Source organism: Streptomyces muensis (genome assembly GCF_021474425.1).
In the GTDB taxonomy this organism is placed as follows: Bacteria; Actinomycetota; Actinomycetes; order Streptomycetales; family Streptomycetaceae; genus Streptomyces; species Streptomyces muensis.
Window position 1 is genome coordinate 78,430 of the sequence record NZ_JAKEIP010000004.1, and the last position, 22,180, is coordinate 100,609.

Genomic DNA, 22,180 nt, shown 5'->3' on the forward strand with positions numbered 1-22,180 from the left:
CGGCGGCCCCGACAGGCTCTCTCAGACCGACTGCCGGGGCTCAACGGCGTCGATCAGCCCGCATGCGAGGGCGTCCTGAGCGGTCATCGGTGTGCCGGTCAGGGCGAGTTCCGCGGTCCGGTGGCGGCCGATACGCCGGGGGATGCTCACGGTGCCGCCCGCACCGGGAATGAGCCCAAGGCTCAGCTCGGGGAGCGCGATCCGGGTGCCGGGGTCGGCGACGATCCGGCCCGCGAAGGCGGGAATCTCCACTCCGGACCCGTAGCAGGCGCCATGCAGAAAGACCGTCACCCGGTCACGGATCTGGTGCACCGCACGTCCGACGCTCTGCTGGAGCCGCACGAGGTGTGCTTGGACGGCGTTCTCGAAGGTTCCGAATTCGTCGAGGTCACCGCCTGCGCTGTAGGTCGGACCGGCACCGCTCAGGTACACCTCGGACACGCTTGTGTCCAGCGCCGCGAGACGGAAGGCGTCGACCAGTGCGTCGCGCATCGCCGCGTTGAGGGCGTTGCGCACGTGGGGCCGGTTCAGGCGGATGTCCAGGCGGTGCCCGCTGCGCTCCAGTACGACGGCGGAGCCGGCCTCCGAGGGCCGGGACCGCGGTGGGGTGGTCGCGCGCCAGCGTGCGAACTCGGGGCCCATGAGCAGTGTCGAATAGGCCAGCGACTCCACGAACAGGCCGTCATCGACAGACCGAGTCGAGGTGCCGCGGAGCAGTTGGGCCAGGACGGTGGACGCTCCCGGTGCGCGTGCGACGGTGCCGGCCATCGATTCGAGACCCGCGTCGTCCTTGTCGAGGACGGCGTCGCAAGCGGCGGCATGGGAGTGTTCCCCGGGGGACGCGGCTGTGGTGACGCCGACGACCACCAAAGGTGTCATCGTCTCCGGTCGGCTGGTCAAAGGACCGGAGTCCAGGTCGACCACGACCAGCGGGGAGTTGTCCCTGACCAGTTCGGACACGCCGGTGGGGTCGGCGAGGAGTTCGGCCAGATGTGTCGTGGAGATAGGCGCCGCATACATAATTGTACTTTCTATCGCATACCAGAGCGATCCACTCTGCGACTGTGAACACACGTCGACACCGGCCTCGGGCAGGAGCGCCGGAAGGTCAAAGGCACAAGATGACACGGGAAGACATCGAACAGTGGGCTCGCAGCGGTGCGATGACGCTCACGGGACGCGCTGACGGCTACGGCCTCGGACCTCCGGGCGATCTGGTCTCCGGACTCAGGGCGATCACGGCAGCCATCGCTGAGGCGACACACAGACTCGGCCGTGAGATCCGGGTCAGCCCGCTCGAACTGTTGGCCGAGCGCGCCGCCGTGCTCGGCCTCTCACGACAGGGATCCACCAGTTGCGGCGGAGCCAGCCGGATCCTGCGCGCGGCCGACGGCTGGTTCGCGTTGACGCTGAGCCGGACGGACGACGTGGACATGCTGCCCGCGTGGCTCATGCGGGACGTACGCGGCGGTGACGACCCGTGGACGGACGTGGAGGGCCCTGTCGCACGCATGCCGATGCAGCCACTCGTGGAGCGAGGCATCATGCTGGGCCTGCCGATCGCGGCACTCCCCTCCGAACGCGTCACGACGGCACGGTCGGCAGCTTTCGGTCAACTGCCGGTCGCTGCAGCCGCGTTCGGACACTCCGCAGCGGTGACACGTTCCGGGAGCGTCCGGGTGGTCGACCTCAGCTCGCTCTGGGCAGGCCCCTTGTGCACATCGGTTCTCCACGCGGCGGGCGCCGACGTCATCAAGGTCGAGTCCGTCGCTCGCCCTGACGGAGCACGTAGGGGGCCGGCAGCCTTCTTCGACCTGATGCACGCAGGTAAGCGCAGTGTCGCGTTGGACTTCCGGACGGCTTCGGGACGAACGCTGCTCAAGATGCTGATCGACACCGCTGACGTCGTCGTTGAGGGTTCTCGGCCGAGGGCCCTTGAACAGCTCGGCATCGACGCCGTGTCCGTCCTGACCGCGGGCCGCCCCAAGGTCTGGATATCGATCACCGGGCACGGACGCTCAGGCAGTGCTCGTCATCGGGTCGGCTTCGGCGACGACGCGGCAGTGGCGGGTGGGCTCGTGGTCTGGGACGACGACGAGCCGCTGTTCTGCGCCGATGCCGTCGCCGACCCGGCCACGGGCCTGGTTGCGGCGGCAGCCGCACTCACCGCTCTCACGACGGAGGGATCGTGGCTGGTGGACGTGTCGCTGGCCAACGTCGCCGCACATCTGAGCGGCCCCGGAATCCCAGTCCCGAAAGGATTGCGTGCCTGGCCACCGGTTGCTCGCCGACCGGTGGGCCGAGCGGCCCGGCTCGGGCAGCACACACAAGAAGTCATCGAGGAAGTGCGAGGTCTGCGATGACCGGCCTCCTGGTACGCAACGTTCTCCTCGACGGGTGCGCTGTCGACGTGCGGGCCCGCCGAGGCGTCATCGTCGCCGTGGGCACGGATCTCCGGCCGAACGGCGAGGAGCACGTGTTCGAGGGCGAGCGGGCGACGGTGCTTCCGGGACTCCACGACCATCACGTCCACCTCCTGGCGACTGCCGCCCGTCAGGGATCGGTCGACGTCGGACCGAACGTCACCCCCGACCTCGACGGGTTCATGGCCAAGCTGCGGTCGGCCGCACGTGAACTGCCCCTCGGGACGTGGCTTCGCGCGGTCGGGTATCACGAGACAGTGGCCGGCGATCTCGACCGCACGGTGCTCGACGCCGCCGTCCCCGACAGACCTGTGCGCGTCCAGCACCGCAGCGGTGCGCTGTGGGTGGTCAACAGCGCGGCCCTGGCGGAACTCGACCTGGCACGCGGTCCGGCCGGACTCGAACGGGACGAACGCGGTATGCCGACCGGACGCCTCTACCGGGCCGACGACTGGCTCCGTCGGCAGGTTCCGGGCGGCGGCGCTCCGGACCTGGCCGCGCTCGGGGCACAGCTCGTGAGCTGGGGGATCACCGGCGTCACGGATGCGACGCCTTTCCAGGACTCGACCGGGTTGGAGACACTTGCCGAAGCGTGTCGCTCCGGAGCCCTGCCGCAGCGTGTGGTCGCGATGGGAGGCCCGGAACTCGTGGACGCACGGTTCCCCGCTCCGCTGTTCCGCGGCCCCGTCAAGGTCGTACTGGACGAGTTCGCATTGCCGGCCCTCGATGAGTTCACCGCCCTCATCGCACGCGCACACGCATTCGGTCGGCCGGCGGCTGTCCACACGGTCACCAGAACCTCCCTGGTGTTCGCGCTCGCCGGCTTCAGGGCCGCCGGCGCGGTGCGGGGCGACCGGATCGAACACGGCTCCGTGATACCGCCCGAGCACTGGCAGGACATCGCGCGGCTGGGCCTCACCGTCGTCACCCAGCCGGCCTTCGTGGCCGAGCGCGGCGACCAGTACCTGCGAGACGTCGCCCCTGAGGACCAGCCCTACCTGTACCCGTGCGGCCGACTGCTTGAGGCGGGCGTCGCCGTCGGGGGGAGCAGCGACATGCCCTACACGCACGGGGATCCCTGGGCCGCCATGCGGGCCGCCGTCGAAAGGAAGACGGAAAGCAGGGCCCGCCTTGGCATCGACGACAGGGTGCCCCCGGAGATCGCGTTGAATCTGTATCTCACGAACTCGATGGCCCCCGGCGGCCCCGCTCGCGCCGTCACACCCGGGTCGCCGGCCGACCTGCTCCTCTTCGAGGGGCAGCCCACAACGAAGAACGACCTGACAGCGGACCGGGTCGTCGCGACGGTCGTCGACGGTGTCGTGTGGGCGAACTGAGGTGTTGCTCAAGGCGCTCTAGAAGACGATCACCGAACGGATGCCCTCTCCCCGGTCCATCGCGTCCATCGCTTCCTGGACGTCCTCCAGGCCGATACGCCGAGTCACCATGCCGGCCAGGTCGATGCGACCGTCCTCGGCCCATCCCACGATCACCGGGATCAGCCTTCGGGGATCGCCGCCGCCGGCGACAGACCCGACCAGAGCCTTGCTCCCGAACACGAACTCGGTCGCGTCCAGGCCCACGGGGTCGCCAGGCGTGGGCAGGCCGAGCACGATCGTGGTGCCACCGACGCGAGTGGCCCGGAAGGTCTGGGCGATGGTCGCACTCGATCCGACGGCTTCGAACGCGACGTCGACGCCGCGGCCGCCCGTGTGTGCCCGCACCGACTCCGCGTGATTCTCCGCGGTCGGGTCGATCGCGTGGGTGGCGCCGAGTGCCAGAGCGGCTGCTCGCTTCGACTCCAGCGGGTCGACAGCGATCACCGTGGTGGCTCCGACAGCTTTCGCGGCCTGGATCGCGGCCAGACCGACTCCGCCGCACCCGACCACCGCGACGGATGAGCCGGCGCGAACAGGCGAGGTCAGAACGGCGCCGGCGCCGGTCAGGACCCCACACCCCACGAGCGCGAGTTGCTCGGACGGCAGACTTGACTCGATCCGGACGGCTGCGGCCTGGTCGACGACGATCTGCTCGGCGAACGTGCCGAGCCCGACGAATCCGGGAACACGCAGGCCGTCGACCGTCCGGCTGCGAGCGGCGCCGCGGATACTCTCGGCGTCGAGGCAGTTCTGCCCTTCGCCTCGAACGCAGTACCAGCAGTGACCACATCCGGGGTTGGTCAGCAGGACGACGGTGTCGCCCCGCTTCAGGACATGGACCTCCGACCCGACCTCTTCGACGACGCCTACGGCCTCATGTCCGAGGATCAGCGGCGGTTCGACCGGAATGGCGCCACTGAGCACGTGACGGTCTGTGTGGCAGACGCCACTCGCGGTGATGCGCACTCGGATCTGGGTCGCCGCCAGGGCGTCGAGCGTCAGCTTGACCGGCTCCAGCGAAGCCGAGCCACCTTGGTACACAACGGCCTTGAAAGTCTGCATGCCGACGAGGATATGCTTTCATCAAGAAAAGATACTAGAGGGAAAGAAACTTTCCCCGTCAGGTGGACCTCGCCCGAACCTCAGCCGAAGGATGGCAGCGCCATGACCGAACCCAGGATCCCGCTGGTCGACGTCCCCCAGGACGTCCTGGATGCCCTCGTCGACATCGGAGCACCCGCCGCGGTCAAGGACGCGCCACCGTACCGAGCCCTCGCCAACCACCCACCGGCGTTGCGGGGGTGGGGTGAACTGTCCTGGCGCCTGAGGCAGGCCGCCGCACCAGGGCGACTGCGCGAACTGGCCATCATCCGCATCTCGATGCTGGCAGGAGTCGAGTCCGAACGTCAGGCCCACGAGCACATCGCGCTGTCCCGATCATGGCTGTCACAGGCGGAGATCGACCAGATCCCGGACTGGCGCACCAATCGGTCGCTCTCCACCGAAGATCGCGCGGTCCTGGAGTTCAGCGACGCCGTCTTCGCCGGCGAAGCACCCGAAGCGGTCGTCCGGCGACTCACGGAGCTGTTCGACAGTGCGGCCGTCGTCGACATCGTCGTCACCTGCGGCTTCTATCTGATGCTCACCAGAGTCAGCCGCGCCCTCGGCACAGCCTGACGCTTCATGGCGCGACATACGTCGGCCCGCCATACGCGGCAGCACCTCTGAAACACCCAATCTATTTTGATCAGTAAAACATTTACAAGGGAAAGCGCTCGGGTTAGGGTCTGCCTGGTCGAGTTCAACTGTGCGGAGGTCTGAATGCTTCAGGGCAAGCGGGGTGTCTGCAGCACGTGGCGGCTTGCAGGACCCGCCACCGCGACGAGTGCCGATCGGGAAGCCGAGAACACTCAGGTCGGCAAGCCTGACGGATGCGCCCTTTTCGGGGAACTGACGCACCTGCCACCTGGGTTGGCCCTGGCAGGCTCCGTCACCGAGGGCGTCGACTCGTGAGCTCCGCCCCGATCCGGCTCAGTCCCGATACAGGCTCCTCTGGCTACTGGGACGCCGCCCGGCGCAACGAACTCGCTCTGCCTGTATGCGATGAGTGCGGGAACCTGACGCTGCCGCCCGCGCCGGTCTGCCCGAACTGCGGCACGACAGCCCCCCGCTGGAGGTTCACGCCCGTCAGCGGGCGCGGAACCGTACGGTCCTGGACCCTGGTGCGCAACTCGTTCCACCCGGCGTTCGACCACCTCGTGCCCTACCTCGTGGCCGACGTCGAACTGGACGCGCAGCCCGGGCTGAGGGTCGTCGGGCGCCTCCTCGACGAGGGGGCGGAGCCGCCCCGTCTCGGTGATCGCGTCCAGACATCGTTCCAGGAGTTGGCCGACGGTCTGACCGTCCCGGGATTCGTACGGGAGCACACGTGAGCACACGATCGGCCGGCCGCCAGGTGGCGATCGTCGGCTACGCCCACAGCAGGATCGAGCGTCGGTCGGACCGCCCACTGGGGGCGATCACTGTCGACACCGCCAGAGACGCGATCACGGACGCCGGTCTGACCGTCGCGGACATCGACGGCTTCGTCAGCGACCCGCGCCTGCCGTCAGTCGGTGGTCACGAGGTGGTGGACGGCGTGAGTGTCGTGACCTCGCCCTGGCTCGCCCAGACACTCGGCGCCGACGCACGCCTGGCCGCCGGGCATGTCGGCTACAGCCCCATCACCAGTTCCGTGATCGTTGCCGCCAACGCTCTCGCGTCGGGTGCCTGCGACTACGTCCTTCTCCATCGATCCCTCCACAACCCCGCAGGCAGGTACCACGCCGCGACGTCACCCGATGTCGGTGGTGAAGCGCAGTGGACCGTGCCGCACGGCATGGTCGGACCGCCGGTCGGCATCGCATTGCCGTACAACGAGTACATCCTGCGCTACGGCGCGACGCGCGAAGCTCTCGCCGAAGTCGTCGTCGAGGGCCGCCGCAACGGCGCCCGGCTTCCGTGGTCGTACTGGCACGGCAAACCGCTCACCGTGGAGCACTACCTATCCGCCCGGATGATCTCCGATCCGATCAGCCTCTACGACTGCGACATCCCGGTGGACGGCGTAGCCGCATTCGTCCTGACGACCACCGACAGGGCAGCCGATCTTCCGCACCGGCCGGTCGTGGTCGACGGCTACGCGAAGGGCATGCCGGTGGCCCATCGTCCACAGGGATTGCTGGTGCTCGACGACATGATGGAGGCCGGCTTCACGCTCGTGAACCGGCTCTGGGAGCAGTCGCAGACGGGAATCACCCGCGACGACATCGACGTCCCTCAGCTCTACGACGGCTTCGCGCCACTGATTTACGTCTGGCTCGAGGCTCTCGGCTACTGCGGCGTCGGCGAAGCACACGAATTCGTCCGGGACGGCCGCATCTCGGCCGAGACCGGTCTGCCCATCCTTTCCGGCGGAGGGGCCATCGGAAACGGCCGGATGCACGGCGTCCCACAAATGCTCGAGTGCTACCTGCAGTTGTCGGGACGGGCCGGCGAGCGGCAGCTGGACCGAGCCGAAGTCGGCCTCGCCTGCCACGGTCTTCCTCTCTACGGCGGAGCAGTCCTGTACCGGGCAGGTTAGGTCGTGTCCGATGGATCATCGCCCGCAGCAGGTGAGCCAGGGCAGTGATCCACCGTACGCGCCTGAGGAAGGGGCGTCAGGCCCTGGGGAACTTGGCGACGTACTCGTCGAAGGGCTCGATACCGACTTCCGCGCGGAGTTCGTCCATGCGCTTGGGCTCTTGACAGGGCCACGGAACCGGCGCCCCGTCCTTCACTCCGGCGATCTGCGTTCCGTAGACCTGCCTGCGCCCCTCATTGACCAGCGTGCGGTCGCGCAGGAAGGCCAGCTCGCGCGGGCTGGCCGAGCCTGCCGACACCGCTTGCTGCATCAACTGGAGAGCCCGACGCTGAACATCGAGTTGCCGGTCGGCGTGCTGAGCGATGAGCCATGCCGCGCGTGCGGCCTCCTCACCGACCAGATCCGCCGTCGGCCAGCCGTACTCCTCCATGATCTCGTTGAGCCGGTCACCGTGCCGAGCGGTCAGTCGCCGCCACGCCAGTTGCTCGGCGGGGTCATCGCTGTTCGCGCGGACTGCGGACTTGTGATCGGCCGCAGCCATCTCCGTGAGTTCCACCGCCAGCGCGGCAACATCGTGCGCCACTCTCAACTCCCAGGACAGATCCATGTGTTGTGTTCGCCCGCGAGCCTAGATGAATGGATCGAGCGAAAAGATCATTCCGGAGCACGGTGACAGGCGCCCAGCCGCACCGGGATAATGGATCTACCCTCCGAGCCAGAACCGGATCGCTGCGACGGTCACGGTGCCCCAGAAGGCGTGGACCCTCTTGTCGATCCTCGTGGCAACGGCCCGGAAGTTCTTGAGGGTGTTGATCGTGCGCTCGACTAGATCTTGTCCCACGTGCCACCCGCCGACCAGCGTTCGTGCCTCTCGTACATGGACTCAACAGGCAGCAGGCACAGCCACTTTCAGCACGGACGGGCGTAATCTCAGGTGATCCACGACCTGGTTTGAGGATGCCGCGCGGACTAGTGCTGGATTGCTCAAACGGCGTACACATATCAGCCTTGAGCTGGGATGTTGTGAGACGGCTAGTTTGATCGATCCCTGGCGTCCGGCGAAGCATCGGCCAGCGAGGGCGGTCTGACCGAAATGCGCCCCCAGCCTTCCTGGAGGTTGAGCCAGCAGACGCCGACAAGGTGGATTTGTCCATGGCGGTGTACGTGACGATCGCACCGTCGATCGAGACCGAACCGGTGCAGCTGATGGCGAGCACATTCGTGCCGATGTTGAAGCCGGCCATGTAGGCCGGAAGCACCTTCGCCATGAGCTGTGTCATCTTGTTGACCGCGTTTTGAACCGGGTCATCCGCTTGGCGCCCTCGGGCATCGTGGGGATCGTGCTGAGTGTCCAGGTCGTGTAGCTGGGATAGCCGTTGCTCGGGATGCCGTACGGCGAGTGGTTGGTATCCGCCCACGAGTCGGTGAGCTGCCAGTAGTTGACGAACCCCCCGTTGACGAGGGCGGTGGCGGCGATCACCGTCAGGTAGGAGTTGGTGCGGTAGCTCTCGGGGATGTACGCGATCTTCGACTTCGTCGCCGTGTCTTTGATGGCGGCGGCAATGTCCGAGACGTTCCACGAGTACGTGTCCGGCCCGAGGAAGTCGACGTTCGACAGAGACCCGATGGGGCTGTCAGCGCTGGAGATACGGCTGCCGACGAGGTTGACCCTGGTGGCGACGGCGTAGTTCGAGCTCTTGACGGCACCACCCAGCTGGTTGATGAGATCAACCCACAGCGAAGGCTGCGTGGACCCGATGCCCGTGCCGTTGGGCTCGTTGTAGTCCTGGAACATACGCGCCACCGCAGCCGTTGGAGCCCCACCGGACGATGTCGATCTTGAGGTCGTACTTCTCTACCGGGTGACGTACTTGTCCAGTAGGGTCCAGTCGTACACCCCCTGGGTGGCCGGCTCGATCTGGTTCCAGGCGAGCATGCTGAACGGCTTTCCGTCGGCCTCCAGGTATCCCTTGCCGCCGTTCTTGGCCAGTTGGGAGACGACGACGGCGCCGGCTGCACCGGCGATCCGCTCGCGCACAGTGCGGAGAGGGGCAGCAGACTCCGGCGGTGGTGCGCGCACGGCTCATACGGCTCATACGGGTCCCCTTTCGAGGGTCATCCAACGGGGGAAGGGGAATCTCGGTGAGCACTTCGGCAGCGAGGTCGGCCGTTGAGACCGGAAACCGACGCGACGCGTCCCCTACCCCCTTCTCCAGCGGAGTGTCATACGTCGGTGATGCGCTCGAAGCGAGGGATGCGCCTGAGGTCGCAGCGCACCGTCACCGTCGCGGGGCCGTCGACCACCGTGCCGTCCTCGCCCCGCCAGCGGCCTGCCGGCAGAACGACGGCTCGCTCAGTGGCGGCCTTCACCAGCACAGGGGCCACCACGAGGTCGGGGCCGAGGAAGAACTGGTCCGTGATGTCGTCCAGGCCGTCCGCATGGTAGGCCATCGGCCGCACGATCGGCTCACCCGTCGTGGCCGCCTCGTCCACGAGTCGGAGCAGCATCGGCAGGACAGAGGCGCGGACAGCCAACGCCTCGCGCACCGCGGCGAGATGGACGTCGTCAAGGACGCGGGAGGGTACGACCGAGAACTGCATCATGGGACTGAGCGCGGCGATCTGCGCATAGCGTACGAAGAACTCCTGGTCGGTCGCCCCTTGCGCACCCATCGCCTCGATCTCGCCACCGCCGATCATGTCGGGGCAGGTGAAGGGGTAGCCGGTCATCCCCTGGGCGAGCATCTCGGGGATCAGCGACCCAATGCCGGCCGGTCCCCACAGTGGAGGCTTGTCCTGCAGCCGCTGGCCGAGCGGTTGCCCGCCCATCCTCCAGCACGCCCGGTACTCGTTGAACGGGTAGCGCAGACCGACCCTCGCCCACGCCTCGCACAGGTCGACCGGTTCGGCCGGGCTGGCCAGGATGTCGTCGGCACGGTAGTCCCGGATGTCCCCGGCGTCGAACTTGAAGCCGTCGACGCCGGTTTCGGCGATGAGGGCGTCGAGCTGGCTCGTCATCCACGAGACCGCGGACGGGTTGGTGAGGTCCAGAAGGGCACTGAACCCGTTCCACCACCGCCGGATCGCGATGTCGCCATGGCGGTCACGGATCAGCAGACCCTCGGCCTCCAGCTGCCGGAAAACCGCGGAGTCGGGGCTGACGAACGGGACCACCCACAGCATGACGGCGAAGCCCCTGTCGTGCAGGTGCCGGACCATGGCCCGGGGATCGGGGAAGCGGGCGCGGTCGAACCGCCAGGTGCCGTAGTCCGGCGACCAGAGATCGTCGATCATCAGCACGCCCGGCGGCATCCCTGCGGCCAGAAGGTCGTCGGCCAGCCGCAGGACCGCCTCCTGGGTCGGCGTGTGGGGCAGCTCGATCCAGGTGTTGTACTGAGGTCCGGTGAACAACTGCCGCGCGGGCGCGCGCCCGGAGGGGGGGAAGAACCGGCGTGCGGCCGACCGGTATGCCTCGCGCAGCGTGTCACCTCCCCGGCCGACGAGGACCTCACGCCCCGACACCCGCAGCACACCCTCCTCGAAGGCGAACTCGAAGGGCCGGTCCGACCAGATAACCCGCCCCCGCGTCGAGACCAACAGCGGGTTGCCCTGGTTCGACGGCGCGGCGTCGGGGAAGCCGTACCGGACCGGTCTGCCGAGATCCCGCGTGAACGGCCGCGCGCCGAAGGGCATCGACAGGCCGTCCTCCGCGGCACCGCCCCACCAGCGCTCGTCCTCCTCCAAGGGCAGCTCCACTTCGTCCCCGGAGTGTTCCACGACGGGGTCCGGGGGCAGAGTGGGAGCGGGGTGGGAGAGCATCATCACGACCTTCGAGAGGAGCGGGGGGACATGAGCAGAACGCGATACGTATCGCGCGATACGTATCGACCCTAAGACATGCCCTCTGGCGAAGGCAATATCCCCGCGTGCCCACGGGCGTGGAAACGAAAACCCACGTGGGCGCAGGGGTCGGCTACCGTAACGTCCCATGGCAGCAGATGAGCGATCTTCGGATGAGCGGGCCGGCCGGACCGCTCCCACGAGCAGGGATGTTGCCGCGCTGGCGGGGGTCGCGCAGAGCACCGTGTCCGCGGTCATGAGCGGCAAGCGTCCCGTGTCCGCCGAGACACGCGAGCGCGTGGAGCGGGCGATGCGCGAACTGCGCTACCAGCCCAACGCCGGCGCGCGGACCCTTCGCACGGCGAAGACGAACCTGATCGCGTTGATCGTGCATCTGGGGTCCAAGGTCGACGCCGAGGAGTCGCTTCCCTATATCGACACGATCATCGAGCAGGCGCGCACCGAGGACTACGACGTGGTCTTGAGCAGCCTGCGGGAAGGCACGGCCGGCATCACGCGTCTGGCCGGCCGATCGATCTGCGACGCTTTCGTACTCATGGACATCCAACCGGATGACGACCGGGTCGCGGTCGCCCACGACCTGGGCCTTCCGGCAGTTCTCGTCGGCCGCCCGAACGACCCGCTCGGCTTCGACGTGGTCGACTTCAACACCCGGCGCTCCGCCGAACTGCTGGTGGACGAACTCGCGATCACGGGGCACCGGCACATCGCGGTCGTGGGCGAGGTCGCGGGTGAGCGGGAGCGCTTCCAGTTCGTGCTCGACTTCTACGACGCCGCCCGGGAGCGGGCCGCCTTCCACGGCATCGAGCTGAGCGTCGTCCCGCGCCCGTCCGACGGCTGGGACGGCGTCGTGGCCTGTGGCGACCAGGTCCTCGCCCATCGCCACGACCGGCTGGGCCTGATCGCACGTGCACCGCAGATGACCGAGTGGCTCGTCCGGCTGCTGCACGAACGGGGGCTCGTTCCCGGGCGGGACGTCTCGCTCGTCAGCTTCTGCACGGCCGAGACCGCACTGTCGTACGCACGTCCCATCACGAATGTCTCGCCCCGGCCGCACGCGGTGTCGAGCCTGGCGATGAGCCTGCTCTTCGAACGGCTGGACGGCGCCGACCACCCGCCGCGCCTCGAACTGGTCGCCCCCAAGGGACTGGTGCGTCGCGCCACCACGACCGTCTTCACCGAGTAGGGCCGGGAACGGGAGGGACACGCACGGAGACGTGTCCTGCCCGCTGCCGTATCCGGCATCGGCCTCTGCAGTGGAAGAAGACCATCGCTCCCCTCTTGCCGCCATTTAACGGCTGTGCCATAGTCACGACTCGTCAGCGATACGTATCGACCTGATCCCCGGGACCCGAAACGACGCGTTCACGAGGCCGAGCCACTCCTCGTCCTTCTGACGGTCACGCCCGCCACGGCAGTGAGCGATCAGCCTGTCGGCTCGATCGGCCGCTGGGCATCGCGCTTGTCGCGTCGGACCGCAAAGGCACCCATACAACTGATCGCCCACGTGGGCAGTTCACCAGGGCGCAGAGCCGGTAGGCGTCGCGAACTGGACATCACGCACTGAGGAGAGAGTGATGAGAAGCCGAAGAGAGTTCGTCGCGGCGCTCGCTGCCCTGACCGTCACGGCTTCGCTGGCCGGGTGCGGCGGCGGTAGCGGGTCGAGCGGCAAGACGACCATCACCTACTTCTCGTGGAACAACCAGAAGGTGATGACACCGATCATCGAGGCCTTCGAGAAGGCGAACCCGGACATCCACATCGACATCAGCGCCGCGCAGGGGCAGGCGAACGACTACGCCCAGACACTGACCACCCGGATCGCCGGCAACCAGGTCCCCGACGTCTTCCACATGTCGATCGAGACCCGCAGCGCGGTCATGGACGGCGGTTTCGCCCGGGACATCACCCATGAGTCCTTCATGAAGGGCATCGACCCGACGGCCTCCACGCTCTACACGCGCGACGGCAAGGTGTACGGCATGGCGCCGACGGCCTGGGCCGGCGGCATCGTCTACAACAAGAAGTTGCTGGCCAAGGCCGGCTACAGCTCGGTGCCGACCACCTGGGACGAGTTTCTGAAGATGGGCAGGAAGCTCGCCGACTCCGGAGTCACCGCCTACATGGAGGACCCCAGCGTCGTGTCCGGGTCCTTCGGACCGATGCTGGGCGGCTACTACGCCAAGCAGGGCATGAAGACGGGCGATGACGCGATCTTCGAGGGGAAGACCACCTTCGAGAAGGTGTGGACCCCGCTGATCGAGCAGTGGGACCGCCTTGTCAGCGAGGGCGTGATGCCGAAGAACGTGGTCGGCGTGAACACCGATCAGATCAAGCAGTCGTTCATGACGGACCAGCTGGCCATGTTCCGCTCCGGGCCCTGGGACTTCGCCGACCTCGACTCCGCCGGCATCGACTACGGTGTCGCGCCGTTCCCCGCCCTGCCCGGCGGCGAGCCCTTCGTCGGTGGCGGACCCGACTCGCCATACGTGATCAGTTCGAAGATCTCGGGCACCAAGCTGAAGGCCGCGGAGAAGTTCCTGTCCTTCGTCAACAGCACCGAGGGCCTGAAGCTGGCGCAGGAGAACATGAATCAGATCTCGACGTCGGCCAACTACGACAGCAAGGTCCCCCCGCAGTTGCAGGACGTCTACACGAAGTACATCAAGACCGGCAAGTACTACTGGGTCAACTGGCCCAAGGGCGGCACGGTCATGGGCCAGGAGATCGCCTCGCAGTGGCAGCTGTTGATCCAGGGCAAGGAAACGCCGAGGTCCGTCGCCCAGAACCTGGACAAGAAGTGGAAGTCCCAGTGACGAAGGTGGACGTGCCGCCGAGCACCGACGCGGTCCAGGCTGTCGCGCGCACCGGCGCGCGACGGCCCGGGCGGCGCGCCGCCGGCCGCAACTGGGCGCCGACGGCGTTCCTGCTGCCGATCGCGGCCGTCTTCGTCGTCCTCTACGCGGTTCCCCTGGCTGAGACGATCTACTACTCGTTCACGGACTTCAACGGCTTCTCCACGGACGTGAACCTCGTCGGCCTGGCCAACTACCGCACCATCTTCACCGATCCCTCGTTGCTGACGGGGCTCGGGTTCACCCTGGCATTCGCGCTCGCCACCACCCTGCTCATCACGATGCTGGCGATCCCGCTCGCCGTCGTACTGAACAAGAAGTTCTTCGGGCGCAGCCTGGTCCGTTCGATCTTCTTCTTCGTCGGCGTGCCGTCCCAGGTGATCCTCGGCCTGGTGTGGCAGTACATCTTCTCCCCTCTCAACAGCGGCGCGCTCAACTCGGTCCTGGCGAAGTTCGGCATGGACCCGGTCTCGTGGCTGGCCGATCCCCAGATCGCACGCGGCTGCGTCGTCTTCGTCGCGGTGTGGGCAGGTGTCGGCTGGCACGCCATGCTGTATCTCGCCTACCTGCAGGCCATTCCGGCCGACCTGTACGAGCAGTCACAGGTCGACGGGGCGAGTGGACGCCAGCAGTTCTTCCACATCACCCTGCCCCAACTGGTTCCCGCCGTGGTCGTGTCGTCCTTCCTGCTGATCACTGGCGGACTGAGGGTGTACGAGCTGCCCTTCGCCATGACCAAGGGCGGCCCCGGATATGCCACGAACACGATCACACAGTCGATCATCCTGCGGGGTCTCGCGCAGTCCGACTACGGCGTCGGCTCGGCATTGGCGGTCCTGTTCACCGTCGCCTGTCTGGCCGTCATCCTCGTCCAGCTCCGCCTGGCCGGTATCGTCTCGAAGAGGTTCGCATGATCCGCACGCACCCGGGACGTCGTGCCGACGGACGCCGTACAGCCCTCCACTCGGTCGTCATGATCTCGATCACGGCGGTCATCGCGGTCCCGCTGTACTACATCGTCATCAGCACGTTCAAGACGCCGATCGACATGGCCAAGTCCCCGCTGGGCCTGCCCGGCTCGTGGACCTTCGACAACTACGTGAACGTGTTCCGCACGTCCCCCGTCGTGCGGAGCTTCATCAACACGCTGATCGTCACCGTGGTGGGTGTCGCCTTCCAGGTGCTGATCGGATCCATGGCCGCGTACGGCATGATTCTGCGCAAGGGGCGGCTCACGGCGGCGGTCGGTACGGTCTTGATGGTCGCCTTCTGTATCCCGATGCAGTCGACCCTCATCCCGCTGTACCGGATGGAGGCCTCGCTCAACCTGGTCAACACCCTCCAGGGCCTCATCCTCATCTACCTGGGCAGCGCGATCTTCTGCTACTTCCTGATCGTCGGGTACATGCGCAAGCTGCCGATGTCTCTGTTGGAGGCGGCGAGGATCGACGGCGCCGGACCGTTCCGGATCTACTGGCAGATCGTCCTGCCGCTGATCCGGCCGATCCTCACGACGGTGGTCGTCTTCCAGACGCTGTCGACGTGGAACGACTTCATGTGGCCCAACGTGCTGCTGTCGTCGACCGAGAACCGCACGATCGTGCTGCAGGTCTACAACGCCGTCGGGCAGTTCAGCACGGACTGGCCGTCCTTCATGACCGTCACGGTGATCGCCCTGGTTCCCGTGTTCGTGTTCTTCATGTTCTGCCAGAAGTGGATCGTCTCAGGCCTGGTCGCGGGCTCGGTCAAGCAATGAGCTGGCTCGCCCGGCTCAACTCCGAGCCGGTGACCTGACGATCACCGCACGCTTCCGGAGGCACTGTCCATCGACGCCGACCGGAGACCGCCGCCGCGCCTCGCGCACTCCCATGGCAGACGGCCGTTCCGCTCCACCAGCACACCGCGGACCCGGAAGACAACGTCCGCACCTACAACCTCAACTCGCCCTCGACCACCGTCCAGGCCGGCTCCTTCGACAGCAACGGCACATGGGTTTCCAGCGGCACCCGCTTGGTCGCCGGCAGCCGCCACATCCAGATCGGCGCGGCGAACCGCTGAAGGTCACAGAGGTCACCCCGCGAGGAACCTGGCCCTCGGTGCCTCTCCATCTACTCCAGCAACCAGACCTCCGCCTTGGTCATCGACGGCAACACCAGCACACAGTGGACCGCGGGCTCCGGCTCTTTCCCGCAGACACCGACGGTCGGCCTGGGCACGTCCAGAGCTCTGACCACGGTCCGGCAGGTCCCCGGACGGCAGCACCTGGACCACTCTGCCGGAATCACCACCATCCCCATCACCGAATCAGTAGTCACTGGGCCAGCAACAAGGAGTTCCAGATCTTCGGCTGAACCCGGCACGGCAAATGATCGCCGGCGCCATGGCCGACCTCGGCATACGTCCGGGCCGACCATGACGCGGTGCACAGTACTTGAGAGATCCACACGGCCTTCGCCCCGCACCGCAGCGGGACAGGGCCTGGATGAAGACGGCAACCGGGCGCCCTGCCAGAGGCGCGCTCCACACGAACATGCAAGGGAAGCAGATGAGTCAGCAACTGGTGACGAGCGGGGTTCCATGGTTCGACGACCGAGGGCAGACGGTGAACGCGCACGGCGCATGCCTGTTGCAGCACGATGGCCGGTACTACCTGTTCGGCGAGTACAAGACCGATGACCTCAACCGGTTCGCCGGCTTCAGCTGCTACTCCTCCGCCGACCTCGTGAACTGGCGGTTCGAGAAGCTCGTGCTCCCCCAGCAGCCCGACGGGCTCATGGGCCCCGGCCGTGTCGGTGAACGAGTCAAGGTCATGCGGTGTCCCTCCACCGGCCGCTATGTGATGTACATGCACTCCGACGACCCCGGGTACATGGACCCGCACATCTGCGTGGCGGTGAGCGACACCATCGACGGCGAGTACACCTTCCTCGGCGAGCTGACCCACCGGGGCGAGCCCATTCGCAAGTGGGACGTGGGCACGTTCCAGGACGACGACGGAACCGGGTACCTCCTGCTCCACGAAGGCGACATCTTCCGCCTCAGCCAGGACTACCTCACCGCCGAGGAGCAAGTCGCCCACGAGATCGCCCGGGGCGGCGAGTCACCGGCCATGCTCAAGCACGGTGACACCTACTTCTTGATGTTCTCGCACAAGACCAGCTGGGAGAGCAACGAGAACTTCCACCTCTCCGCACCCGCCATCGAAGGCCCATGGACCTACCGCGGCTTCTTTGCGCCCGACGGCAGCCTTACCTGCAATTCTCAGTGCACCTACGCCTTCAAGATCTCAACCGCGGGCGGCGACGTCCCGGTCTACATGGGCGACCGCTGGTCGTTTCCACACCAGGCGTCCGCCGCCACGTATGTGTGGCTGCCGCTTCATGTCGACGGCAACACCCTGGCAATCGAGCAGTTCTGGGGCGCCTGGAACCCGCTGACGTGCCGGCCGGCCGAGTTCACCGGGAAGGAGACGGACGTCGGCTTCTCCTCCGACACCGCAGGTGACAGCGTCGAGCTCCCTTTCACGGGAAGCCGGATCATCCTCGTGGGGCAGTCCCGACCCGACGGCTCCTACGCCCGGGTAGAACTGATCGACGCCGACGGCGCGGTGATTTCCTCGATCTACGTCACCTTCTACAGCAAGGTCCCCGACTACGGATACCGGTACGCGAGCCCGGTCGTGCCGCACGGCGAGTACACGCTCAAGGTCAGCGTGACCGGTGATGTCACCGAGTGGAGCGACAAGCGGGGCGAGCACTTCGGTTCCGTCGGAACTCGGGTCGCCGTGGACCGGGCCGTAGTGATCGACTAGGGTCCTGCCCTCGCTCGCGAGCGAGTCAGGTACGGACGATGGCTCGCCGGGGCCGGCTGTGGACCGTTTCCAGGACGTAGCGTTCCGGCAGGTCACGCCACGCGAGCCCGTTCCGAACCGTGTACGCCGGCCTGTCGATGGCCTGCCGGTCCTCCACGCCAGGCCGTGTTGGCGGCTGTGCCGAGGGCGGTCCACTGGTCGGCGGCGTGTCGGGCCAGGCGGTGGCGGCACGCACGGCGGATTCGACGCCGGGCCGCGGCCGAACGAGATGGCGAAGGACAGCGGGTGTGTGCGGTCTGCCCGGCGGTGTGAGTGGCCGGGGTCGATCACCGTCACAATGCGGTGTATTGCTGATCCGCGGCAGGTGGTGATGCCAAGGCCCACCATGATCGGCCGTGCTCCGGGAGATCTACGACGAACTCATGTCGGAGTCGAGACTGCTGGTCGAGACCGAGCGGGACAAGGGTTTCAACCAGACGACTACGTTGTGGAAGCTGAGCCCCTTCAGTCGAAGGAGCGTACGCGGGCCGCCGTGGGCCAGAATGTGCAGTCGCTGGAGGAGACGATGGCCAGGTTCGCCGACGACATCAGTATGTGTGCCTACAGACTGCTGAACTACCGGTTTGCCGCGACCCATTGGCCTCCGGAACACAAAGTGGAGAAAGGCCTCGCTGGACATCGACCGCGTCGGGACTGGTAGTGATCCGCAACCCTTTGTTCAACCCGCAACTTCGGAACGCACCGGTGGACCCCAGGACGCCGGCCAGGCGGGTGCGTGGGTGGAACGCGCAGCATCCGGAATCGCAGAAGGAGAAGGTGGCCGCGATCCGTGGTCGGGCCGTCGACGACCAAGTCACCGCTCAGGTCGCGGCGGACCTGCCGCAACGCCCGGCAGTGGCCCAGAAGGACCCCGCAGGTGCACGTCGAGACGATCGTCGGCCTTGCCCGCGACGAGGTGCCCCCCGGGGGGCCGCCAGGCGGCTGCTACACCGGCCCGACGTCGTGTTCAATGCGATGGGCGACGACCGAGCACGCGGCGGGTCCGCCAGGCCCAGGTCGAACGCAGGTTCCAGGCCCGTGAGGAGTGCGAGCGGGCCGGCAAACTCGCCCCCGCGCTCCGGCAGTTGACGCGAACGGCCGAGTTCCTGGACCTGGTCCGGGACCGCCATGCCTTCGCGGCCGCCGCCAGGCGGACCATGTCCGACAACGACAAGGCCGTCCTGCGGGAGAACGTGGCCAGGGTGCGCCACGCCGGAGAGAATCGAACACACTGCCGGTACCGCCGACGTGGGCGTGGCCGAGGCGCTGGTGCGGCTCCTGCGAGGCGAGTGAACTGGGCGCTCCAGAAGGGAGCGCGACCGACTCCGCATACCGACGCCCGGCATACCGACTCGATCCGGTTGGCCCGGTGGCCATCGAGACCTCCCACGACCTGCTGATCGCCTGCCTTCGTACGACCGGTCGCCCCATCCATGCGATCGATCCGGTGGCCGCCGACCGCTACCGCGACGGCATTCGGTCGCACGCAAGAAGTCCGACCATCTCGACGCATGGTCCTCGCGAACATCCTGCGGACCGACGCAGTTGGAGGCCGCACGCACCAGCGCCCACGGCTTCGCCGACGCCACGTCCGATAACTCACCCCGGAGCCGTTCCACCTCCCCGACTACAGACACGGAAGGCACTCACCACCAGTCCCGATCACCCAAGGCGGGGCGAAGGTGGCGATACGGCCGCACCGGCATGGCGGGCACACCGCCCGGAAATTCTCGTCATACATCAGCCCAGACCTGGGCGCCCATGCGAGCGGGCGCGCCAGGGGCACCGGTCCTTGCTCGTACGGCACCGACGGCAGCGCATGCCGTAGCCGACACAGACGACTGTCGGCCGGATCCCGACTCGCTACCAGCACAAACCCCCGGGGGAGCTCTGTTCGGTCCTCCACCAGCTCCGCGTCCCAGCTGGCCTCAGGGATGTCACGTCGCCTCAACACCGCGTTCGGCATGCCACGACGTCGGTGCCCAAACGAGTCAGCCAGGTCGCTTCAGCGGCGGCGTGAGTCCGGGCCCCAGCAGGTCCAGAGCGTGGCGGACCAAATCCGTCAAATCCTCAGAGGGATCACCCTGGCCGCGCAACCAGTGTTCCTTCGCGGTCTGCAGCGCCGCCTGCACGACGCTGACGACCAGCCGTGGGCGCATGTCGGCATCCGGACTCGCTCCCATGCGTTCGGCCAGCAGGCCGGCAAGGTTGTGACTCTCTTCTGTGGTTCGCTCCAGGCTCTTGGCCAGAAGGGCGGGCGTGGTGATGATCAGTCTTTGCAGCCGCAGGTAGCGTCCACTGTCTACCCCCTCGGCTCCGAGCGCGGCGAGCACAGAGGCGCGCAGTGCTTCCAGCGGAGATTCTCCGGCCGGCCGACGGGCGAGCTCACCAGCCACGATGGCGTGGTAGTCGTCCTCGTACCCCAGGACCACGCCTTCCTTCGAGCCGAAGTAACGGGTGAGGGTGCGCGCCGAGACGCCCACGACGGCGGCGATGTCCTCCAAGGTCGTGGCGTGAAACCCGTCGCGCTCGTAGAGATCCATCGCAGCCTCCATCAAGGCTGCGCGCGTGACCTGCTTCTTGCGTTCGCGCAGCCCCTCTGGGGCGGTGCCGTCTGCCCTCACCGCCGATTCGTGCGCTGCCCGTGGATCATGCATCGCCGCAGAGTAGCCCCGGCCGTCACCAAGGGCAACCGAACCGGCCAATCACCGACCGGGGGTATCGCCATCTCTTCCCGACCGCTAATCTGTCAGTAACGGCCATTTGTCCGTGATGGACAGACGGCTCTCTGCTTCGATTCGAGGAGAGACCCCTCGTGGCATCCGCGCACGCCCCTCATCCCATCCCTGACGCCCCGCTCCCCCTCCCTCTTCCCCGCGAACAGGAATGTCCCTTCACGCCGGCTCCGGAAATCGCTCGCATCCGAACGGACTTTCCGGTGGTCAGGGTCACCAGTCCGACAGGCATCGAGGCATGGCTGGTCACCCGCTACAGCGATGTGCGCGAGGTGCTCGGCGACCCGGATCGTTTCAGCAACCGGTCTGGGCAAGTCGGACACGTGCTCGCCAACACGCCGCCCGACGCTCCGGTCCCGGCGGGCTGGTTCGCGAGGATGGACGGAGCTGAACACCTGCGGTTCCGCCGGCTGCTCGGCCCGGAACTCTCCGTCAAGCGTATGGAGCGGCTGCGCCCCGCAGTGCAGCTGCTGGTGGACGAACGTATCGACGCACTCGCCGAGACGGCCCCGCCGGTGGACCTCTATCAGGGGTTCGCGGTACCGCTGACCTCCTCGATCATCGCCGAGTTGCTCGGTGTCCCCGCAGCCGACCGCCCCGTGTTCCAGAAAGCGGCCGCGACGCTCTTCGACCGGAACAGCGATGTCGAAGAGACCGAGGCGGCTATGGCCCCCCTGTTCAGCTACGTGGGCTCCCTGGTCGAACAGCGGCGGCACAAGCCCGGCGACGACCTGATCAGCCGGTTGATCACGCGCGGGACCGGCGGCGAGCAGCCGTTCTCGGACACGGAGTTGGCAGTGTCGGCCGCTGGACTGCTCATCGCGGGATTCGACACGACCGCCAGCATGATCAGTTACGGCATGCTGGCTCTGCTGCACCACTCCGACCAACTCGCCCTGCTACGGGCTGACCCGTCCCTGATACCCGGCGCCGTGGAAGAACTCGTGCGGTATCTCGGCGTAGGTACCGGTCTCATGCGAGAGGCCACCCGCGACACAGAGATCGCGGGGCAGCGCATAGCAGCGGGGGACTTCGTCATCGCCGCCGCGCAGGCGGCCAACCACGATGTGCAGCACCTCCCCGACGCCGACCGGCTCGATGTGACTCGTGCCTCCTCCCAGCACATCGGCTTCGGATACGGGCCGCACCAGTGTGTCGGCCAGCAACTGGCCCGTGTGGAGCTGAAGGTGGTGCTGGAGACCCTGCAGCGTCGGATCCCCACACTGCGCCTGGCCGTTCCGTTCGAGCAGATCGAGTTCAAGACCGACGCCGCGGTGACAGGCCCCGCGGCCCTGCCCGTGGCCTGGGATTCCGTACTGCCGGCGGGCCGCTGACAGTGACGGGGCATCACGAATCGGCTGGGACGCCCAGAGAGGCGTCCGGCCCACGCGGGTCTGAGACGTGGCACGCCGGCAGCACGAGGTGTTGAGTTCCTCGCTGCGGATGGAGAGCCGC

20 protein-coding genes and 3 pseudogenes are annotated in these 22,180 nt (G+C 67.2%); 13 read left to right on the plus strand and 10 right to left on the minus strand.

Annotated elements, in window-relative coordinates:
• Nucleotides 1-21 precede the first annotated feature (21 nt).
• Nucleotides 22-1,020: an enoyl-CoA hydratase/isomerase family protein gene (locus L0P92_RS01935; protein ID WP_234760631.1), complete on the minus strand. Its 999-nt coding sequence runs from the start codon at nucleotides 1,018-1,020 to the stop codon at nucleotides 22-24.
• 101 nt (nucleotides 1,021-1,121) lie between these two features.
• On the opposite strand from L0P92_RS01935, the gene L0P92_RS01940 reads away from it, so the two are divergent.
• Together L0P92_RS01940 and L0P92_RS01945 are read left to right on the plus strand one after the other, a co-directional pair.
• The gene (locus L0P92_RS01940) at nucleotides 1,122-2,363 is read left to right on the plus strand and encodes a CoA transferase (protein WP_234760632.1); all 1,242 of its coding nucleotides are present in this window, start codon (nucleotides 1,122-1,124) and stop codon (nucleotides 2,361-2,363) included.
• Complete coding sequence (locus tag L0P92_RS01945) at nucleotides 2,360-3,760, plus strand: amidohydrolase family protein (protein WP_234760634.1); 1,401 nt, start codon at nucleotides 2,360-2,362, stop codon at nucleotides 3,758-3,760. The genes L0P92_RS01940 and L0P92_RS01945 overlap by 4 nt, the downstream gene beginning before the upstream one ends.
• An 18-nt stretch (nucleotides 3,761-3,778) precedes the next feature.
• Here L0P92_RS01945 and L0P92_RS01950 read toward each other — a convergent pair whose 3' ends face one another.
• On the minus strand, nucleotides 3,779-4,864 hold the full coding sequence (locus L0P92_RS01950; protein ID WP_234760636.1) for a zinc-binding dehydrogenase: 1,086 nt from the start codon (nucleotides 4,862-4,864) through the stop codon (nucleotides 3,779-3,781).
• Nucleotides 4,865-4,966: 102 nt separating this feature from the next.
• Here L0P92_RS01950 and L0P92_RS01955 point away from each other — a divergent pair, with 102 nt between their 5' ends.
• From L0P92_RS01955 to L0P92_RS01965, 3 genes are all read left to right on the plus strand, one after another.
• Complete coding sequence (locus L0P92_RS01955; protein WP_234760637.1) at nucleotides 4,967-5,479, plus strand: carboxymuconolactone decarboxylase family protein; 513 nt, start codon at nucleotides 4,967-4,969, stop codon at nucleotides 5,477-5,479.
• A gap of 254 nt (nucleotides 5,480-5,733) precedes the next feature.
• A complete protein-coding gene (locus L0P92_RS44980) occupies nucleotides 5,734-6,234 on the plus strand; it encodes a Zn-ribbon domain-containing OB-fold protein (protein WP_237695140.1) in 501 nt (166 codons plus the stop codon).
• A gap of 23 nt (nucleotides 6,235-6,257) precedes the next feature.
• The gene (locus tag L0P92_RS01965) at nucleotides 6,258-7,424 is read left to right on the plus strand and encodes a thiolase family protein (protein WP_234760640.1); all 1,167 of its coding nucleotides are present in this window, start codon (nucleotides 6,258-6,260) and stop codon (nucleotides 7,422-7,424) included.
• A gap of 76 nt (nucleotides 7,425-7,500) precedes the next feature.
• Here the strand turns inward: L0P92_RS01965 and L0P92_RS01970 are convergent, their stop codons facing one another.
• The 5 genes and pseudogenes from L0P92_RS01970 to L0P92_RS01990 all read right to left on the minus strand — a co-directional run bounded on the left by L0P92_RS01970 (nucleotide 7,501) and on the right by L0P92_RS01990 (nucleotide 11,201).
• Complete coding sequence (locus L0P92_RS01970; protein ID WP_237695141.1) at nucleotides 7,501-8,031, minus strand: DUF6624 domain-containing protein; 531 nt, start codon at nucleotides 8,029-8,031, stop codon at nucleotides 7,501-7,503.
• Nucleotides 8,032-8,127: 96 nt separating this feature from the next.
• Nucleotides 8,128-8,250: pseudogene (locus L0P92_RS01975) on the minus strand (IS5/IS1182 family transposase); the annotation flags it as partial.
• A gap of 450 nt (nucleotides 8,251-8,700) precedes the next feature.
• A complete protein-coding gene (locus L0P92_RS01980; RefSeq protein WP_234760641.1) occupies nucleotides 8,701-9,219 on the minus strand; it encodes a DUF4978 domain-containing protein in 519 nt (172 codons plus the stop codon).
• A 60-nt stretch (nucleotides 9,220-9,279) separates the two neighbouring features.
• Nucleotides 9,280-9,462, minus strand: a complete 183-nt coding sequence (locus tag L0P92_RS01985; RefSeq protein ID WP_234760642.1) for a hypothetical protein — start codon at nucleotides 9,460-9,462, stop codon at nucleotides 9,280-9,282.
• A 185-nt stretch (nucleotides 9,463-9,647) separates the two neighbouring features.
• Nucleotides 9,648-11,201, minus strand: coding sequence for a glycoside hydrolase family 31 protein (locus tag L0P92_RS01990; RefSeq protein WP_234760643.1), 1,554 nt, complete (start codon nucleotides 11,199-11,201; stop codon nucleotides 9,648-9,650).
• A 211-nt stretch (nucleotides 11,202-11,412) separates the two neighbouring features.
• Here L0P92_RS01990 and L0P92_RS01995 point away from each other — a divergent pair, with 211 nt between their 5' ends.
• The 4 genes from L0P92_RS01995 (at nucleotide 11,413) to L0P92_RS02010 (ending at nucleotide 15,896) form a co-directional block, all read left to right on the plus strand.
• Nucleotides 11,413-12,471, plus strand: coding sequence for a LacI family DNA-binding transcriptional regulator (locus L0P92_RS01995; RefSeq protein WP_273633977.1), 1,059 nt, complete (start codon nucleotides 11,413-11,415; stop codon nucleotides 12,469-12,471).
• A gap of 391 nt (nucleotides 12,472-12,862) precedes the next feature.
• Complete coding sequence (locus L0P92_RS02000; RefSeq protein ID WP_234760646.1) at nucleotides 12,863-14,101, plus strand: ABC transporter substrate-binding protein; 1,239 nt, start codon at nucleotides 12,863-12,865, stop codon at nucleotides 14,099-14,101.
• Entirely contained in the window at nucleotides 14,098-15,054 is a 957-nt protein-coding gene (locus tag L0P92_RS02005) for a carbohydrate ABC transporter permease (RefSeq protein WP_234760647.1), read from the plus strand. Before L0P92_RS02000 ends, L0P92_RS02005 begins: the two co-directional genes overlap by 4 nt.
• Nucleotides 15,051-15,896 carry a carbohydrate ABC transporter permease gene (locus tag L0P92_RS02010; RefSeq protein ID WP_234760648.1) on the plus strand — a complete coding sequence of 282 codons (846 nt, stop codon included), beginning with the start codon at nucleotides 15,051-15,053 and terminating at the stop codon, nucleotides 15,894-15,896. The genes L0P92_RS02005 and L0P92_RS02010 overlap by 4 nt, the downstream gene beginning before the upstream one ends.
• 172 nt (nucleotides 15,897-16,068) lie before the next feature.
• Here L0P92_RS02010 and L0P92_RS02015 read toward each other — a convergent pair whose 3' ends face one another.
• Nucleotides 16,069-16,248 (minus strand): hypothetical protein, encoded by a 180-nt coding sequence (locus L0P92_RS02015; protein ID WP_234760649.1) that lies wholly within the window; start codon nucleotides 16,246-16,248, stop codon nucleotides 16,069-16,071.
• Nucleotides 16,249-16,374 carry a hypothetical protein gene (locus tag L0P92_RS45145; protein ID WP_273633978.1) on the minus strand — a complete coding sequence of 42 codons (126 nt, stop codon included), beginning with the start codon at nucleotides 16,372-16,374 and terminating at the stop codon, nucleotides 16,249-16,251.
• A gap of 311 nt (nucleotides 16,375-16,685) precedes the next feature.
• On the opposite strand from L0P92_RS45145, the gene L0P92_RS02020 reads away from it, so the two are divergent.
• From L0P92_RS02020 to L0P92_RS02025, 3 genes and pseudogenes are all read left to right on the plus strand, one after another.
• Nucleotides 16,686-17,951: a family 43 glycosylhydrolase gene (locus tag L0P92_RS02020; RefSeq protein ID WP_234760650.1), complete on the plus strand. Its 1,266-nt coding sequence runs from the start codon at nucleotides 16,686-16,688 to the stop codon at nucleotides 17,949-17,951.
• 771 nt (nucleotides 17,952-18,722) lie between these two features.
• Nucleotides 18,723-19,390, plus strand: a pseudogene (locus L0P92_RS45615) (DUF6192 family protein).
• A pseudogene (locus L0P92_RS02025) lies at nucleotides 19,357-19,531 on the plus strand (IS110 family transposase); the annotation flags it as partial. The pseudogenes L0P92_RS45615 and L0P92_RS02025, both read left to right, overlap by 34 nt.
• Before the next feature lie 450 nt (nucleotides 19,532-19,981).
• On the opposite strand, the gene L0P92_RS02030 reads toward L0P92_RS02025, so the two are convergent.
• Nucleotides 19,982-20,647, minus strand: a complete 666-nt coding sequence (locus L0P92_RS02030; protein WP_234760651.1) for a TetR/AcrR family transcriptional regulator — start codon at nucleotides 20,645-20,647, stop codon at nucleotides 19,982-19,984.
• Between the two features lie 281 nt (nucleotides 20,648-20,928).
• On the opposite strand from L0P92_RS02030, the gene L0P92_RS02035 reads away from it, so the two are divergent.
• A complete protein-coding gene (locus L0P92_RS02035; protein WP_234760652.1) occupies nucleotides 20,929-22,059 on the plus strand; it encodes a cytochrome P450 in 1,131 nt (376 codons plus the stop codon).
• The last annotated feature ends 121 nt before the right edge of the window (nucleotides 22,060-22,180 follow it).

Bases quoted from the DNA above. Each gene is read 5' to 3' on its own strand.
- L0P92_RS01980 (WP_234760641.1), bottom strand. From the start codon at position 9,219: ATGTTCCAGGACTACAACGAGCCCAACGGCACGGGCATCGGGTCCACG.
- L0P92_RS44980 (WP_237695140.1), top strand. From the start codon at position 5,734: ATGCGCCCTTTTCGGGGAACTGACGCACCTGCCACCTGGGTTGGCCCT.
- L0P92_RS01935 (WP_234760631.1), bottom strand. From the start codon at position 1,020: ATGTATGCGGCGCCTATCTCCACGACACATCTGGCCGAACTCCTCGCC.
- L0P92_RS02000 (WP_234760646.1), top strand. From the start codon at position 12,863: ATGAGAAGCCGAAGAGAGTTCGTCGCGGCGCTCGCTGCCCTGACCGTC.
- L0P92_RS02030 (WP_234760651.1), bottom strand. From the start codon at position 20,647: ATGCATGATCCACGGGCAGCGCACGAATCGGCGGTGAGGGCAGACGGC.
- L0P92_RS01995 (WP_273633977.1), top strand. From the start codon at position 11,413: ATGGCAGCAGATGAGCGATCTTCGGATGAGCGGGCCGGCCGGACCGCT.
- L0P92_RS02020 (WP_234760650.1), top strand. From the start codon at position 16,686: ATGAGTCAGCAACTGGTGACGAGCGGGGTTCCATGGTTCGACGACCGA.
- L0P92_RS01950 (WP_234760636.1), bottom strand. From the start codon at position 4,864: ATGCAGACTTTCAAGGCCGTTGTGTACCAAGGTGGCTCGGCTTCGCTG.
- L0P92_RS02015 (WP_234760649.1), bottom strand. From the start codon at position 16,248: ATGGAGAGGCACCGAGGGCCAGGTTCCTCGCGGGGTGACCTCTGTGAC.
- L0P92_RS01970 (WP_237695141.1), bottom strand. From the start codon at position 8,031: ATGGATCTGTCCTGGGAGTTGAGAGTGGCGCACGATGTTGCCGCGCTG.
- L0P92_RS01940 (WP_234760632.1), top strand. From the start codon at position 1,122: ATGACACGGGAAGACATCGAACAGTGGGCTCGCAGCGGTGCGATGACG.
- L0P92_RS02010 (WP_234760648.1), top strand. From the start codon at position 15,051: ATGATCCGCACGCACCCGGGACGTCGTGCCGACGGACGCCGTACAGCC.
- L0P92_RS01945 (WP_234760634.1), top strand. From the start codon at position 2,360: ATGACCGGCCTCCTGGTACGCAACGTTCTCCTCGACGGGTGCGCTGTC.
- L0P92_RS01955 (WP_234760637.1), top strand. From the start codon at position 4,967: ATGACCGAACCCAGGATCCCGCTGGTCGACGTCCCCCAGGACGTCCTG.